General features: G+C 65.1%; 14 protein-coding genes and 1 pseudogene. 8 read left to right on the forward strand and 7 right to left on the reverse strand.

Annotated elements, in window-relative coordinates; translation table 11 throughout:
- Positions 1 to 62 precede the first annotated feature (62 nt).
- The 7 genes from kdpC to ACVWWJ_RS00130 form a co-directional block, all read right to left on the reverse strand.
- The gene (gene kdpC / locus ACVWWJ_RS00100) at positions 63 to 638 is read right to left on the reverse strand and encodes a potassium-transporting ATPase subunit KdpC (protein ID WP_456966319.1); all 576 of its coding nucleotides are present in this window, start codon (positions 636 to 638) and stop codon (positions 63 to 65) included.
- 10 nt (positions 639 to 648) lie between these two features.
- Positions 649 to 2,073, reverse strand: coding sequence for an outer membrane beta-barrel protein (locus tag ACVWWJ_RS00105; protein WP_456966320.1), 1,425 nt, complete (start codon positions 2,071 to 2,073; stop codon positions 649 to 651).
- Between the two features lie 76 nt (positions 2,074 to 2,149).
- Positions 2,150 to 2,338, reverse strand: a complete 189-nt coding sequence (locus ACVWWJ_RS00110) for a hypothetical protein (RefSeq protein ID WP_456966321.1) — start codon at positions 2,336 to 2,338, stop codon at positions 2,150 to 2,152.
- A 13-nt stretch (positions 2,339 to 2,351) separates the two neighbouring features.
- Positions 2,352 to 4,430, reverse strand: a complete 2,079-nt coding sequence (gene kdpB, locus ACVWWJ_RS00115) for a potassium-transporting ATPase subunit KdpB (RefSeq protein WP_456966322.1) — start codon at positions 4,428 to 4,430, stop codon at positions 2,352 to 2,354.
- A gap of 3 nt (positions 4,431 to 4,433) precedes the next feature.
- Positions 4,434 to 6,155 (reverse strand): potassium-transporting ATPase subunit KdpA, encoded by a 1,722-nt coding sequence (gene kdpA, locus ACVWWJ_RS00120; RefSeq protein WP_456966323.1) that lies wholly within the window; start codon positions 6,153 to 6,155, stop codon positions 4,434 to 4,436.
- Positions 6,152 to 6,244, reverse strand: coding sequence for a K(+)-transporting ATPase subunit F (gene kdpF / locus ACVWWJ_RS00125; RefSeq protein ID WP_456966324.1), 93 nt, complete (start codon positions 6,242 to 6,244; stop codon positions 6,152 to 6,154). The genes kdpA and kdpF overlap by 4 nt, the downstream gene beginning before the upstream one ends.
- 343 nt (positions 6,245 to 6,587) lie before the next feature.
- Complete coding sequence (locus ACVWWJ_RS00130; RefSeq protein WP_456966325.1) at positions 6,588 to 8,993, reverse strand: S9 family peptidase; 2,406 nt, start codon at positions 8,991 to 8,993, stop codon at positions 6,588 to 6,590.
- Between the two features lie 83 nt (positions 8,994 to 9,076).
- On the opposite strand from ACVWWJ_RS00130, the pseudogene ACVWWJ_RS00135 reads away from it, so the two are divergent.
- The 8 genes and pseudogenes from ACVWWJ_RS00135 to ACVWWJ_RS00170 form a co-directional block, all read left to right on the forward strand.
- A pseudogene (locus ACVWWJ_RS00135) lies at positions 9,077 to 9,676 on the forward strand (hypothetical protein); the annotation flags it as partial.
- Positions 9,677 to 9,773: 97 nt separating this feature from the next.
- Positions 9,774 to 11,180 (forward strand): prolyl oligopeptidase family serine peptidase, encoded by a 1,407-nt coding sequence (locus ACVWWJ_RS00140; RefSeq protein WP_456969639.1) that lies wholly within the window; start codon positions 9,774 to 9,776, stop codon positions 11,178 to 11,180.
- A 7-nt stretch (positions 11,181 to 11,187) separates the two neighbouring features.
- Positions 11,188 to 11,592, forward strand: coding sequence for a DUF350 domain-containing protein (locus ACVWWJ_RS00145; protein ID WP_456966326.1), 405 nt, complete (start codon positions 11,188 to 11,190; stop codon positions 11,590 to 11,592).
- Positions 11,593 to 11,602: 10 nt separating this feature from the next.
- A complete protein-coding gene (locus tag ACVWWJ_RS00150; RefSeq protein ID WP_456966327.1) occupies positions 11,603 to 12,091 on the forward strand; it encodes a hypothetical protein in 489 nt (162 codons plus the stop codon).
- A complete protein-coding gene (locus ACVWWJ_RS00155) occupies positions 12,091 to 13,191 on the forward strand; it encodes a glutathionylspermidine synthase family protein (RefSeq protein WP_456966328.1) in 1,101 nt (366 codons plus the stop codon). The genes ACVWWJ_RS00150 and ACVWWJ_RS00155 overlap by 1 nt, the downstream gene beginning before the upstream one ends.
- A gap of 185 nt (positions 13,192 to 13,376) precedes the next feature.
- Entirely contained in the window at positions 13,377 to 14,045 is a 669-nt protein-coding gene (locus tag ACVWWJ_RS00160; RefSeq protein ID WP_456966329.1) for an alpha/beta hydrolase, read from the forward strand.
- 44 nt (positions 14,046 to 14,089) lie between these two features.
- Positions 14,090 to 15,157: a histidine kinase gene (locus ACVWWJ_RS00165; protein WP_159890250.1), complete on the forward strand. Its 1,068-nt coding sequence runs from the start codon at positions 14,090 to 14,092 to the stop codon at positions 15,155 to 15,157.
- Positions 15,135 to 15,848 (forward strand): LytR/AlgR family response regulator transcription factor, encoded by a 714-nt coding sequence (locus ACVWWJ_RS00170; RefSeq protein WP_456966330.1) that lies wholly within the window; start codon positions 15,135 to 15,137, stop codon positions 15,846 to 15,848. Before ACVWWJ_RS00165 ends, ACVWWJ_RS00170 begins: the two co-directional genes overlap by 23 nt.
- The last annotated feature ends 42 nt before the right edge of the window (positions 15,849 to 15,890 follow it).

Here is a 15,890-nt window from a genome sequence, read left to right on the forward strand (position 1 = left end):
CGATTCATCGGCGATGCTCTTCCGACCGGACCGGACCGGGCCGGACCGGACCGGACCCGTCCCTACCTGGCCGCCTCATCGACAGCCAGGTTCAACTTCAGGACATTCACCCGCGGCTCGCCCAACACGCCCAGCTGACGTCCCTCGGTATTCGCCGCGACCAGCTCGCGCAGCTTCGCGGGATCCAGGCGGCGCACCCGGGCCACGCGGGCCAGTTGGTATTCGGCGGCCGCCGGACTGATCTCCGGATCCAGGCCGCTGCCCGACGCGGTCACGAGGTCCACCGGCACGACCGCCTTGTTGGCCGGATCGACCGCCCGCAGTGCAGCGATGCGATCACTCGCCGCCTTGGTCAGCGCCGGGTTGGTCGGACCCAGGTTCGACGGTGTGGATGCCGCACCGTTGTTCGGGGCCGGCGTCGTTGCCGACGGGCGTCCCCAGAAGTAGCCGGGTGCCGTGAACGACTGGCCGATCAGCGCCGAGCCGATCGTTTTGCCATTCGACACGACCTGGCTGCCATGGGCCTGCCACGGGAATAGAACCTGCGCTAAACCCGTCACCACCAATGGATAAGCGACGCCGGTGACCACAGTCATCAACAACAGCATGACCACCGCGTTTCGAATAAGCCTGCTCATGATGCTTGCCTCAGTAATGCAGAATGGCGTCGACCAGGGCAGTCACCTGGCTGCTCTTCTGGCCGGCGTTATAGGCCGGGAAATCGTAGGCGTGCTCGTAGCGAAACTCCGGGCGTATCTCCAGATCCTGCGACACCCAATGCGTCAAGCCAATCGTATGGCTGGAATACCGCGTCGCGTACCCGGTGCGCTGGCCCTGCTCGTCGTTATAGAACTCGTTGCGAATCGAGATCATGTTGTGCGGATTGAGTTCGATATTGAAGTAGTTGACGATGCCGAACGCCGGGTTATGGCCAGCCGGGAAATCCGGTGCCTGACCCAGCGGGTAGCCCGGAACGCCGGAAGGAGCGCCCTGTTGGTCACGAACGTAAATGCGATAGGCCTCGGTCAGCATGTGCACGTTGCGGCTGAAACGATGGCCCCACGTGAGCACGAATTCCTGCAGGTTGTTATAGGTCTGCCTGGATTTGTTATACGACTCGACGCACGGGTACAGCATGTCGTTGTTCGACTTCGACACCCAGCGCACGCAACCTTGCACGCTCAACCGACTGGTGCTGTCCCAGAACGCTGAATCGTCGCCACCGTGCACGCCAAACTGCACCGTCCACTGATCGTTGAGCTTGGTCGTCGTGATGATGCCGGTATTGGTATATGCATCGACCGTGTAGAGAATGGAGTGCGTCAGCAGATAGTTCTGCGGCGAGAACTGCGCTTCGATATCAGGGATGGAGAGGTAGCGACCCAGGGTGATCTGCATACCCTGAGCTACCCAGGGAATGTACAGGTCGACATACCAGATCATGGGATCGTTGCCGTAGAGCTTGCCCGGCAGCGGACTGTTGGAATTGGGGTGGTTGAGTAGCTGGTCACTGGTGACACCCTTCATGGTGGTGAAGTGGTAGTCGTAACCATAAAGGTCGTCAAAATGAAAACCCCAGTCCAGATGATCGGTCTGCACCGTGTCGGGCAGGCGCTCGATACGCAGAAGTGCCTGGTTGAACTCCACGCGATTGGGACGCGAGGCATAGGAAAGCGGGTAGTTTGAGAAGCTCGACGAACTCAGATTGGCTGACGGGTTGATCCAACCGTAAACCTCGATTCGGTTCTCCTGCATCCAGCGGCCGACGGGAGTACAGGCGAGCGCCTTCTCGAGGGGATACTGCGAATTCGTGTCGGGCACACCGATCGGATTATCCACGCCGCCGAGCTGCCACTCGGAGGACGGGAATGGCATCGAATCAAAGGGTGAATCCATGCCACGCCGCGCAGGTGCAGGGGCGTTCGGGTCGGCAGGCTGCTCGTCTTCGCGGTAAGCGGCGGCAAAACGCGAAACGAATCCCTGGGAGCAGTCGTCACTGCCCGCGGCCATGGCCTTGGAGACAGGAGCGAGCGCGAACATGGCGGCGAGGAGAGCATAGCGAGTGGTACGCATGGCGTTTTTTACCGATCCCTTTCGGGACCCCTTTATCGGTGGAATGGAATGGGTTGTGCTTTCAGGATCAGGCGGTTCAGATGCCGGCGTAGCCGCCGAGCGCGTATTCGTCATCGTTGGGTGGCGCGACCGGAACGATGCGCGGCTTGATCACCGCGACCGGCGCGCCCGCAACGGCGGCGACGTGTTCCTGGGCAACCACGCGGACTTCCATGTCCAGGTCGGCGTGGTCTTCGATGAAAACAGTGAGCTTCACGGATTGCATGGGGCGACCTCGGTCAGGCCAGTCCGAGCAGGACCAGCAACATGTCGATCAACTTGATGCCGACGAAGGGCACGACGATGCCGCCGAGCCCGTAGACGAGCAGGTTGCGGCGCAGGAGTGCACCGGCACCGAGTGCGCGGTACGCCACGCCCTTCAACGCGAGCGGAATGAGGCAGATGATGATCAGCGCGTTGAAGATCACCGCAGAGAGAATCGCACTCCGCGGCGTGGCCAGGTGCATGACGTTCAACGCATTGAGTGCGGGGTACGTCGTGGCGAAGGCGGCCGGGATGATCGCGAAATACTTGGCGATATCGTTAGCAATGGAGAAGGTAGTCAGCGAGCCGCGAGTGATCAGCATCTGCTTGCCGATGGCAACGATCTCGATCAGCTTGGTCGGATTGGAATCCAGATCGACCATGTTGCCGGCTTCTTTCGCCGCCTGCGTACCACTGTTCATCGCCACCGCGACGTCAGCCTGGGCGAGCGCCGGTGCATCGTTGGTGCCGTCGCCGCACATCGCCACCAGGCGGTTCTCGGCCTGCATGTCGCGAATCAGCTTGAGCTTGGCTTCCGGCGTCGCTTCGGCGAGGAAGTCGTCCACGCCGGCTTCAGCGGCGATCGCTGCCGCGGTGAGCGGGTTGTCGCCGGTGATCATGATCGTGCGGATACCCATCTTGCGCATCTCGGCGAAGCGCTCCTTGATGCCGTCCTTGACGATGTCCTTGAGTTCGACCACGCCCAGGGTCAGCGAGCCGTCGACCACGATCAGCGGCGTGGCGCCACGACGGGCCACGTCTTCGGCCATGCGGCGGACCAGCGGTGGCATGTGGCTGTCCTGCGAATCGAGATAGCGCTCGACCGCGTCCATCGCACCCTTGCGGATGTGACGCGTGCCGACATCGACGCCGCTCATGCGCGTCTGCGCGGTGAACGGCACGAACTCGGCGCGACGGTCGTCGTGGCGACGTTCGCTGACGCTCACGCTGATGTACTTCGCCGCGAGGGTAACGATGCTGCGGCCTTCCGGCGTTTCGTCGGCACGCGAGGCCAGCTCGGCGGCTTCCGCCAGTTCGCGTTCTTCGATGCCCGGTGCCGGGTAGAAGGCAACGGCCTGGCGATTGCCGAGCGTGATCGTGCCGGTCTTGTCGAGCAACAGCACGTCGACGTCGCCGGCGGCCTCGACGGCGCGACCCGACGTGGCGATCACGTTGGCGCGGATCATCCGATCCATCCCGGCGATGCCAATGGCTGAGAGCAGGGCGCCGATCGTCGTCGGAATCAGGCAGACGAGCAGCGCTATCAACACGGTCAGACTGATCGGCTCGCCCGCACCGGCCACCTGGACGCTGTAAATCGAGTACGGCAGCAGGGTGGCGCAGGCCAGCAGGAAGATCAGGGTGAACTTCGCCAGCAGGATCGTCAGCGCGATCTCGTTGGGGGTCTTCCGGCGTGAGGCGCCTTCGACCATCGAGATCATGCGGTCGAGGAAGCTCTCGCCCGGGTTGCTGCTGATGCGCACCACGATCCAGTCCGAAAGCACGCGGGTGCCACCGGTAACCGCGCTGCGGTCGCCGCCGGACTCACGGATCACCGGCGCGGATTCTCCGGTGATGGCGCTCTCGTCCACGCTCGCCGCACCGACCACGATCTCACCATCGCCCGGCACGATCTCGCCGGCTTCAACGAGCACATGGTGGCCGAGGCGGAGCTCGCTGGACGGGGTGAACACGATGGCCGCGTCGCGATCGGCTGAGGCAAGCTTCTTCGCCATGACGTCACGACGCGAGCCGCGCAGCGCATCGGCCTGGGCCTTGCCGCGGCCTTCCGCCAGCGCCTCGGCGAAGTTCGCGAACAACAGGGTGAACCACAGCCAGAGGCTGACCCAGAAGATGAACGCGGTCGGCGCTTCGGCGTGGCCGGTGAGGGCCTGGATCCAGAGCAGGGTGGTCGCCACGCTGCATACGAAGACCACGAACATCACCGGATTGCGGAACTGCGTGCGCGGCGAGAGCTTGCGGAACGCGTCGCCGAGGGCGCGTGTCACCAGCGCGCGGTCGAAACCGCGCGGGGTATGGGCTTGGGTAGTCATGGATCAGTGGCCCGTGGCGGACATCAGTTGTTCGGCGATCGGCCCGAGGGCGAGTGCCGGAAGGAAGGTCAGTGCACCGACGACGATGACGACGCAGGCAAGCAGGGTGACGAAGAGCGGCGTGTGCGTCGGCAGGGTGCCGGCGGTCTCCGGCACGTGACGCTTGGCCGCCAGCGATCCGGCCATGGCCAGCATCGCGATGGCCAGCGGGAAGCGGGCCAGGAACATGCAGATCGCGAGCAATACGTTCCAGAAGGGCGTATTGGCCGACAGACCGCCGAACGCGCTGCCGTTGTTGTTCGCCGCCGAACTCACGGCATAGAGGATCTCGCTGAAGCCGTGTGCGCCCGGGTTGGAGACCGCCGCCGTACCGGCCGGGGTCATCACCGCGATGGCCGTGCAGATCACCACCAGGGCGCAGGGAATCAATACAGCGAGGCTCGCCATCTTCATCTCATGCGCTTCGATCTTCTTGCCGAGGTACTCCGGCGTGCGACCGACCATCAGCCCGGCGATGAACACCGCGACCACGGCGAAGGCGAGCATGCCGTACAGACCCGAGCCGACACCACCGAAGATCACCTCACCCAGCTGCATCAGCCACATGGGTACCAGGCCGCCGAGCGGTGTAAGCGAGTCGTGTGCCGTATTCACTGCGCCGCAGGAGGCTGCCGTGGTGATCGCGGCGAACAGTCCCGAGGCGGCGATACCGAAACGCGTCTCCTTGCCTTCCATGTTGCCACCGGCCTGCGTGGCCGAGGCCTGCGCGTCGATCGCCAGTCCGTGCAGCGCTGGGTTACCGGCCTGCTCGGCGGCAACGAGTCCGAGCGTCAGCGGCACGAAAATAAGCAGCATGGTGGCGAGCAACGCCCAGCCCTGGCGGCGATCGCCGACCATGCTGCCGAAGGTGTAGCAAAGTGACGCCGGAACAAGAAAGATCGCCAGCATCTCGACGAAGTTGGAGAACGGCGTCGGATTCTCGAACGGATGCGCGGAGTTGGCGTTGAAGAAGCCACCGCCGTTGGTACCGAGCATCTTGATCGCGATCTGCGAAGCCGCCGGTCCCATCGGCAAGGTCTGCTGGCCGTGCTGCAGGGTCGCGACGTCCACATAGGCCGACACGTTCTGCACCACACCCTGCGAAACCAGCAACAGGGCGATCGCCAGGGAGAAAGGAATGAGGACGTAGAGCGTGGCCCGGGTCATGTCGACCCAGAAATTGCCGACGGCGTTCACGCCGCGACGGCTGAAGCCGCGAATCACGGCGATCAACACCGCGATACCGGTGGCCGCCGAGAGGAAGTTCTGCACGGCCAGGCCGATCGCCTGCGTGAAGTAGCTCATCGTCGACTCACCGGCGTAGCCCTGCCAGTTCGTGTTCGTAGCAAAGCTCACCGCGGTGTTCATCGCCGAATCCGGCGTAATGGCGCCGAAATGCTGCGGGTTCAGCGGGAGCCACTGTTGCGTGCGCTGGAGGATGTAGACCACGGCAAGGCCGGCCACGTTGAAGACCAGCATGGCGATGGCGTAGCGCTTCCAGCTCATGTCTTCGTCGGCACGGATGCCGGAAAGGCGGTAGAGCAGGTTCTCGGCGCGTGCGCCGAAGCGGTTTACGCGGTTGGGCGTCTCGGCGAACACCTGGGCCATGTAGTGGCCGACCGGCTTCACCAGAACGAGGAGGACGGCCAGGTACAGCCCGACCTGGAAGAAGTCGTTCGCGGTCATTCGAACCACTCCGGCTTCAGCAGGGCGACGCAGAGGTAACCGGTCAGGGCTACCGCAATGACGGTGGCGATAAACAGGACAACGGACATGGCGTGCTCCTCAGCGGCGACCGAGACGGTCGCAAATCATGAGGAAGCCGATCGTCACCGCCGTAAGGACGACAACGACAAGGACGTACAGGAGTTCCACGGGCGCGTTCCGTCGAAGAAGACGGCGCATTGTTCTCCTGGGGCGATATTTCTTGCGTATCGCGCCCCGCCGGGGGCGTAAAGCCTCCGTAAAATTTGTGGGAGCCGCTTCAGCGGCGAATGAGGCAATGTGGGAGCCGCTTCAGCGGCGAAAAGCCAACGGAGCGGTTTAGCTGGAAAGGCCCATCGCCGCTGAAGCGGCTCCCACACTAAGCATCGCCGCTGAAGCGGCTCCCACATTTATCTATTGGTGCAGGTTCTGCTGGAACAGCTCGTCGATGCGGCGGTATTCGTCGTACCAGGAATCCGGGTGGACGAAGCCGTGGCGTTCCAGCGGATACAGCGACATCCAGAAGTTCTTCTTGTGCAGCTCGATGAACCGCTGGTACAGGCGGACCGTGTCGCTGGCCAGCACGTTGTCGTCGATCAGGCCGTGTTCCATCAGCAGCGGATCGGACAGCTCGTCGGCGTAGTTGATCGGCGAGCTGGTGGCATAGGCCTCGGGATCGAGCTGCGGATCGTTGAGGATGTTGGCCGAATATTCGTGGTTGTAGCTGGTCCAGTCAGTGACCGGGCGCAACGCCGCGCCGGCGGCAAACTCGCCCGGGGCACGCAACAGCGCCATCAGGGTCATGAAGCCACCGTAGCTGCCGCCATAGATACCCACGCGCTTCGGATCCACGTGCTGGTTCTTCACCAGCCAGGCCTTGCCGTCGAGGAGGTCGTCCAGTTCCGGATGACCCATGTTGCGGTAGATTGCGGTGCGCCAGTCACGGCCGTAACCCTTCGAGGCGCGGTAGTCCATGTCGATCACGACGTAGCCACGCTGCACCAGCAGGTTGTGGAACATCTGCTCGCGAAAATACGACGGGTAGGACAGGTGCACGTTCTGCAGGTAGCCAGCGCCGTGCACGAAGATCACGGCCGGCCGCGACGCGGTGGCGGTGTCGTTCGCCGGACCATAGAACTTGGCCCAGATGACGCCCGCGCCATGGCTGGACGGCACCTGCACGATTTTCGGTGCAATCCATTCGCGCGCCTTGAAGCCGGACTTGCGCGTGTCGGTCAGCTCATGCGCGGCCGAGCCGTCGACCCCGATGGTCGCCAGCTGCGACGGGATGTAAGGCGAGGAATGCAGCACGCCCAGGGTCCGGCCGTCCGGCGAAAGGCTGAAGTCGTCCAGGCCTTCGAACTTCGTGATGCGGGTAAGGGCGCCACCGGCCGAGGGCACGCTGTAGATGTCGTAGCTATACGGTGCGACCTGGTTGGTGCGGACGTAGAACGTCGCGCCGTCCGGGCTGAGGATGGGGTGGTCGGTCTCGAAACGACCGCTGGTGATCGCCGTGGCCTTGCCACCGAGCGGACGGGTATAGAGCTGGGCGAAGCCGGATTCCTCACTCAGGTACCAGAGGGTACGGCCGTCGCGCAGCCAGCCGAAATCGTTGCCGTCCCAGTTGATCCACGCCTTGTCGGTCAGGCGGTGCTGGCTCACCAGCGCGTGCCTGTCGAAGTCGACGCTGGCGATCCAGCGATCCTTGTTATCGATCGCTCGCAGCTGCAATGCCACGTTGCGGCCGTCGTCGCTCCAGACGATGCCGGGGCTGTACTCGCCGTTGACGATGACCGGGCGAACCTTCGGCGCGGCGAGCGCGTCGGCGCGATCACCTTTACCGTCCTTGCGCAGCGCGGCGATGGTCTTCGCGCGCAGTTCGGCCAGCGGGTCTTCGGCGATGCCCGGGAGTTTCGCGGTGTCGAGGTCGAAGCTGGTGTGCGCGCGAAGATCCAGCAGGCGCAGCGATTGCGGCGCGGGATCGTTGCGTCCGACATAGACGCGAGTGGCCTCGGTTTCGGCATAGCCGGAGTCGGTCACGTAATGCGTGAGGTCGGGAATCTTCCCTTCCTCGGCATCCTTGGGCTGCGTGACGACCAGCAACCAGCGGCCATCCGGAGACAGCGAGGTGTCGGTCACGGTCACGTTCTTGCCCAGCCAGAACGGCTGCGGTGCCTGGCCGGGATCGGCGGCGGCGCGGGCATCGGCATCCGCCTTCAGGGCCTCGTCATCCGCGCGCAGGCCGCGCAGCGTCGAGAAGAGGGCCTGCTGGTTGTCCTTGAGGTCGTCGGATTTCTTCGCTTTCGGGTCATCCTTCTCCTCGAGCACGGCGACCTGGGTCACCGGGCCACCGGCGACCGCATAGGTGAACCAGTTAGTGCCACTGCGGAAGGAGAGCAGCCGGCCGTCGAGTGAGAAACGGGGGTCGCGCTCCTTCGCCGATGAGCGGGTGACCTGCACCGTGCTGCCGGTGCCGAGGTCACGCAGGAAGATGTCGTCGTGGCGGATGAAGGCCGCATGGCGGTGCTCGCGGTCGAAGACGAGCTTCGTGCCGTCGGCGCTGACGGCAGCCTTCGGGTCAAGCTGCACAGGCGTGCCACCGGTAGCGGCGACCCGGTAGAGATCGCGCACGGGGTTGCCGTCGTGCTTCAGCGAGTAATAGAGCTGGGTACCGTCGACACTCCAGTAGGCGTCCTCGACCGGTGCGCCGATCCAGTCCGGGTCGGCCATGATCGTTTCCATGTCCAGCGGCGGCGGTGGCGCGGCGAAGGCCGGCGCGGTGGCGAGGACGGTGAGCAGGGCAGCGGCAAGTACGCGCATCGAACGTTTCCCGGTGGCGGCAAATCGGTCGAGGATAGCGCGCCTTTGCTACGCTCGGGTCCCCGCCACCGGAGTCGTCCCCCATGCGTGACCTCGTCCCCCGCCTGCTCGCCGCGAGCCTGTTCGCTGCCTGCAGCGCCCATGCTGCCGCTGCCAACCCGCCACCGACCCCGAAGCACGTGGTCGCCGAGACGCTTGCCGGGCAACCGGTGAACGACGCCTACCGCTGGCTGGAGAATCCGGACGCCGCCGACGTCACGACGTGGATCGACGCGCAGAACGCGTATACCGAGTCGACCATCGGCGCCATGCCCCTGGGCAAGACGCTAAGCGCGCGTATTCGCGAGCTGGCGATCACCTCGACCACGCGCTCATCGCCCACGCTGGCCGGCGGGACGCTGTTCTACTTCGAGAACACGCCGCCGCAGCCGCAGCCGGTGCTGGTCGCCAAAGCCTGGCCGGATGGCCCCACGCGTACCCTCGTCGACCTCAACCAGGGCGAGGGGAACACCGCCATCACCGAGTACTGGCCCTCGCCAAGCGGGCGCTACCTCGCCTACGGCACGGCGGAAGGCGGCAGCGAACTGACCACCATCCATATCCTCGACACCACCAACGGCAAGGCATTGGGTGATGTCCTCCCGCTGGCCGGCGGCGGCACGACACCACAGGCGCTGGCCTGGGACGCCGACGAAAAGGGCGTGACCTACGCGCGCTTCGAGGCGCCGAAGGCCGAGCCAGCCGCTGCGCGAATTCGACGCCGTACTGGCTCATCACACCATCGGCGAGCCCGCCACGAAGGACCGCACCGTCTTCGGCAAGGGTTACTCGCATGTCGCCGAGTACATCCTGCTCGAAGGCAGCGCCGGCAAGTCGGTCGCGTTGCTCGCCAACGAAGGCGATGGCGGCCCGGCCGAGGTTTACCTGCGCGAAGGCAAGGGTGCTTTCGCCCGCGTGCTCGGTCATGACGCCGATGCCCGTTCGGCCGCCTGGGTGGGCGACCGCCTGTTCGTGGTGAGCTTCGCCGGTGCGCCACGCGGCAAGATCGTCGCCGTCGGTGCCGGCGGCAAGACCAGCCCCGTACTCGACCAGGGTGAAGGCGCGATCCAGCGCGTGACCCCGTTGGGCGATGGCTTCCTGGTCGTACGCAGCGCCGGTCCCGACTGGTGGGCCGACCAGTACGACGCGAAGGCGGGCTTCGTACGCCGGGTGCCGTTGCCGGCGACCGGTGTGACGATCAACGGCGTCGCTTCCGAGTCCGGCCAGAACAAGGCCCTGGTGGCCTACGCCGGCTGGACCACGCCCACGCACTGGGCCGAATACGATGGCGCCAGCGGCTCGCTGAAAACGGTGTTCGAGGTGAAGCCCGCCGCCGACTATTCGAAGGTGCGCGTAACGCGTGTCGACGGCGTCTCGAAGGATGGCAGCAAGGTCCCGGTCACCGTGATCTCGATGGACGGCATCACGCCCAACGGCAAGCGCCCGACCATTCTTTACAGCTACGGCGGCTTCGGCATTCCGGTCACGCCGGGCTTCATCGGTGCCAACCTTGCCTGGCTCGAACGCGGCGGCGTGCTGGCTTACGCCAACATCCGTGGCGGCAACGAGTTCGGTGAGGCGTGGCACGAGCAGGGCCAGAAGCTGCACAAGCAGACCGTGTTCGACGACTTCTACGCTGCTGCACAAGCCATGGTTTCGTCAAACTGGACCGACACCAAGCACCTCGGCATCCTCGGCGGCAGCAACGGCGGCCTGCTGATGGGCGCGGCACTTACCCAGCACCCGGAGCAGTACCGCGCCGTGGTTGGTGCCGTCGGTATCTACGACGTGCCCCGCCATGAGACCGCCTTCGCCAACGGTCCGTATAACGTCAGCGAGTACGGCACGGTCAAGGACGATGCGCAGGCGAAGGCCACGCTCGCCTGGTCGCCGCTGCATAACGTCAAGAAGGGCACCGCGTATCCCGCGGTGCTGCTGACCACGGGCGCGAACGATCCGCGCGTTGCGCCTTGGCAGTCGCGTAAGTTCGCTGCGGCATTGCAAGATGCGACCACCTCGGGTCAGCCGGTATTGTTGCTGACGCGAATGAATGCGGGGCATGGTATCGGTGCGCCCTTCAGCCAGCGCGTGGGTAATGCGGCGTTGTCGATGACGTTCTTCGCGACGGAACTGGGGTTGGGGGAGTAGTGCGTTCGTGATCACCCCGGACCTGTTCACCCTGCCCGCTTTCGTCGCGTATCTCGCCCTGGGCATCATCTATTTCGTCGCCTTCGTCGTGACCTACGTCTGGATCACGCCGCAACGCGAGATGGCTCTGATCCGCGACGGCAACCTCTCCGCCGCGATCAGTCTCGGCGGTGCGGCCATCGGTTTCGTGCAACCGCTGGCCAGCGCGATCGCGCACAGCGTGAGCCTTGTCGATCTTGCTCTATGGGGCGTCGTCGCCTGGATCGTGCAGTTGCTGACCCATTTCGTGCTTCGGCTCATGGTGCGGGATCTGCGCCAGAAGATTGAAGACGACGTGCGGTCCGTCGCCTTGTTCGTCGCCGTCGTCGCGATCTGCGTCGGCGCGTTGAACGCCGCCGCGATGTCCTACTGAGGCAGGCGTCATGACGAAGGAAACGAAGAAAGACACGACATCGTCAGGCATTGGCCACCGGAAGGACGCGACCTTCCGGCCCGCACCCGGTTATCGGCACCCCTCGTTTTACCCGGAAAAAGAGCCGCTGACGCGCAAGCGCACGGTCGCCATTACCCTGGGGGTGCTTGGCGTAGCCGCGGTGGGCTTTGCCACCCTCGGTGGCAAGGATGTGCAGCGAAACAGCTACAACTCGCAAGAAGACTGCGAGCACGACTATGCAACGGGACAGTGCACGCAGGATCGGCCAGTGAGCGGCACGGGCGGCGGTGGTGGGTATCACTACTACGGGCCGTGGTACCGGAGCGACTGGCGCAATCATCCTGTGAGCGGCGATCCGGGGCCGGGTCGCAGTTTCGCCTTGGGTGGAGGATTCACGGGACACGGACCAAGCGGATTCGATTTCGGCAGCCGCGGCGGTTTCGGCTCCAGCGGCCGCGTCTCCGCGCGGGGTGGCTGATGCGACGTGAATCCATCACTGCGCGCGACGGCTGGCAGGAAAAGGTCGAAGCCCTCGGCTTTGGCTTCCACACCATCGACGGCCAGGCCTACTGGCGTGAGGACGTGTGCTACGTCTTCGATGAAACCGCCGTGGACATCCTGGAAGCGGCAACCGCCGAGCTGCATGGTCTCTGCCTGGAAGCTGTCGATCGTATCGTGCGTGCAGGTCGCTACGCCGACCTCGGCCTCGACGATCGCGCCGCGCAACTGATCGAACGCAGCTGGTTCGACCGCGATCCCGCACTCTACGGTCGCATGGATCTCTCCTTCGACGGCCAGTCGCCACCGAAGCTTCTCGAGTACAACGCCGACACGCCGACGTCGCTGTTCGAAGCCTCGGTGGTGCAGTGGTACTGGCTGGAGGATGTCGCGCCCGAGGCCGACCAGTTCAACTCGATCCACGAGAAACTGATCGAGCGCTGGCGCATCGTTGGCGGCGGTTCGCGTGTTCATTTCGCCGCGTGCTACGACAACCCCGAAGACGCGACCACGACCGACTACCTGCTCGATACCTGCCAGCAGGCGGGCCACGCCACGGAAGCGCTCGACATCGAATCGATCGGCTGGTCCGGCAAGACCTTCATCGATCTCGCCGACCGCCCGATCAACCGGCTGTTCAAGTTGTATCCGTGGGAATGGTTGATGAGCGAGGCATTTTCCACGCACATCCCGGCCAGTGGTACGCGCTGGATCGAGCCGCCCTGGAAGATGCTCCTGTCGAACAAGGCGATCCTGCCCATTCTGTGGGAATACTTCCCGGGTCATCCGAACCTGCTGCCTGCGAGTCGCCGTCGCGAGGACGTCGAGGGTGCGGTGGTGTCTAAGCCGTACTGGGGGCGCGAAGGGGAGGGTATCGTCGTGCTCGGAGCGGACGAGCGTGGATCGTCGTTGCCGCTGCAGGTCTATCAGGAGCTGGCACCGTTGCCTGTGTTCGACGGCAGGCATGCGCTGGTCGGGTCCTGGGTGATCGGGGACGAGCCGGCGGGTATTGGCATTCGCGAAGACAGCGATCGGATCACGCGGAATACGAGCTGCTTCGTGCCTCACCTTTTTCGGTAACCGCGTGTGCCCGGGCGCCGAGGGCATCGCCGCTGAAGCGGCTCCCACATGGGGCATGACATGCCCTGCTGTGTGTGGGAGCCGATTCATCGGCGATGGGTGCTCGCGCGATCGGTGGATCGAGCGAGCACTCCAAGGACGCCGTGTACCATGTCCCGCATTCATTCGCCTCCAGGAATCCGTCCATGCCCCTGCCTACCGTCGAGAAAGAAACCGGGCCGTCGCCGACCTGGTCGGTCATCTGGCTGCACGGCCTCGGTGCCGATGGCAACGACTTCGCGCCGATCGTGCCGGAGCTGGTCGACGCGAGCTGGCCGGCGGTACGTTTCGTCTTTCCGCACGCGCCGGTCAGGCCGGTGACCGTAAACAACAATGCGCCCATGCGCGCGTGGTACGACATCAAGGGTCTCGCCATCGCCGACAAGCAGGACGCCGAGGGCATCCGCGATTCGATCGAAGAAGTCGAGGCGCTGATCGCACAGGAGGGGGCGCGTGGCGTACCCGCTTCACGGATCATCCTCGCCGGATTCTCGCAGGGCGGTGCCATGGCGCTCTCCGCGGGACTGCGCCACCGCGAGACGCTGGCAGGGTTGTTGATTCTCTCCGCCTACCTGCCCCTGCATGAAACGATCGAGGCCGAGCGCAGCGGCGCCAACCACACCACGCCGATTTTCTGGGGCCATGGCACGGCCGATCCTATCGTTCCGGTCGTCCTGGGTGAGCAGTCGCGTCAGGCGCTCGAAACGCTGGGCCACCACATCGACTGGCACACCTATCCCATGGCTCACCAGGTGAGCCTTCCGGAGATCGCCGACGTACGCGCCTGGCTGACCGAGCGTTTCGCCAACGCGTGATCGCGTACGCGCCGGGGTGAGCGAGCATCCGGCATACTCGCCGCATGTCCGTCACCCCTACCGCGAAGACTGGCGCATCCCGCCCGCCATCGGCACCGCTGCCTGATTTCTGCAGCCTGCCGGTGCTCTTCGCGTTGCTCGTGGTCGGCGCGCTCACGGTCACGCTGATGTGGCTGGCTCCCGGCGGCACGGGCAACTTCCGCGATTACTGCATCGCCGTGCTCTTCACCAGCTGGCTCTCGGTGTTGCTCACGGTGCTCCTGTGCAAGCTTCGCACCGGCATGCAGCGGCTGCCCGGATTGCTTCCTTATGCCGCCGTGTGGCTCCTGCTGGTCGCCACCGTCGGCATCAGCGCGGGCGTGTGGGGCTGGATGGACCATAGCCTCGCGATCGGCCTCACCCCCGGGCCCACGTATCGTTTCGTTCGCGACAGCACCCTGGCCACCGGCCTGCTCGGCGCCGGCCTGCTGCGTTACTTCTTCGTCGTCGCGCAGTGGCAAGTCCGCATGGCCGCCGAGGCGCAGGCGCAGGTCGCCGCCCTGCAGGCGCGCATCCGGCCCCACTTCCTTTTCAACAGCATGAATGCCGTGGCCGCCCTGATCCGCGTCGATCCGGATGCGGCGGAGCGCACCGTCGAGAATCTCGCCGAACTGTTTCGCGCGGCACTGGGCAACGATCCGGAATCCATCGGCACCCTGGGCGAGGAGTGGACGCTGGTGGACCGTTACCTGGAGATCGAGTCGCTACGCCTCGGCGATCGCCTGCGCGTCGAACGCGACATCGACCTGACGCTCGACCTGCCCATGCCACGGCTGCTCCTGCAGCCGCTCGTCGAGAACGCCATTCGCCACGGCGTCCAGCCCAGTCGCAGCGGCGGCACGATCCGCCTCGGTGGTCGCAAGGTCCAGGGTGGCGTGGAGATCCTGGTGGATAATCCCATCGCCGACGGCGCACCGACGCCGGGCACGGGGCATGGCTTGCGCAATGTGCGCGAGCGCGTCCGCTTTCATTACGGCGAGCGGGCGGGGGTGCGGGTGGAGACCCTTGCCGATCGTTTCATCGTGACCGTTTTCCTGCCGGAGTCCGCGAATGCGCGTCCTGATCGCCGATGACGAACCGCTCGCGCGGGCCCGGCTGGATTCCTTGCTAGCGCGGCGCGCCGATGTGCAGGTGGTCGGCAGCGTGGCCGACGGCGAAGCGGCGCTCGAGGCTTGTGCCTCCTTGCAGCCGGACCTGATCCTGCTCGATATCGAGATGCCCGGCCTGGGCGGCACCGCCGTGGCTCGCCGGCTCGCCGAAGAGCCCATCCGGCCGCAGGTGGTGTTCTGCACGGCGTACGAACAACATGCCCTCAGCGCATTCGACATCGGCGCGACCGACTACCTGCTCAAGCCGGTCCGTGCCGAGCGTCTGGACGAGGCACTGGATCGCGTGGCGACCCGGCTTCGCCCGGCGGCACCGTCGCAAGCGGCCTGGCTTCGTGGCCGCAGTGGCGCCGACGAAGTCCGCGTTCGCCTGGACGACGTGCTTTACCTGCTGGCCGACGAGAAGTACGTCGCCGTGCACCACGGCGGGGGCATGTGGCTGATCGACGAGTCCCTGCGCCAGCTCGAGACCCTGCACGGCGAACGGCTGGTGCGGCTGCATCGCAACTGCCTGGTGCCACGCGTGCGCCTGCTCGGCCTTCGCACGCTTAACGACGGGCGCGTATTCGCCCGCCTCTCCGGCACCGAGGTCACCCCTGAGGTAAGTCGTCGCAATCTGCCCGCAGTGCGCCAGCTATTGCGCACCGACGCCGGCTGAGCGTGCAAGAGCGGGCCGAAACGCGGGACAATCGCGCCTCGA

The sequence above is a fragment of the Luteibacter sp. HA06 genome, assembly GCF_054061215.1.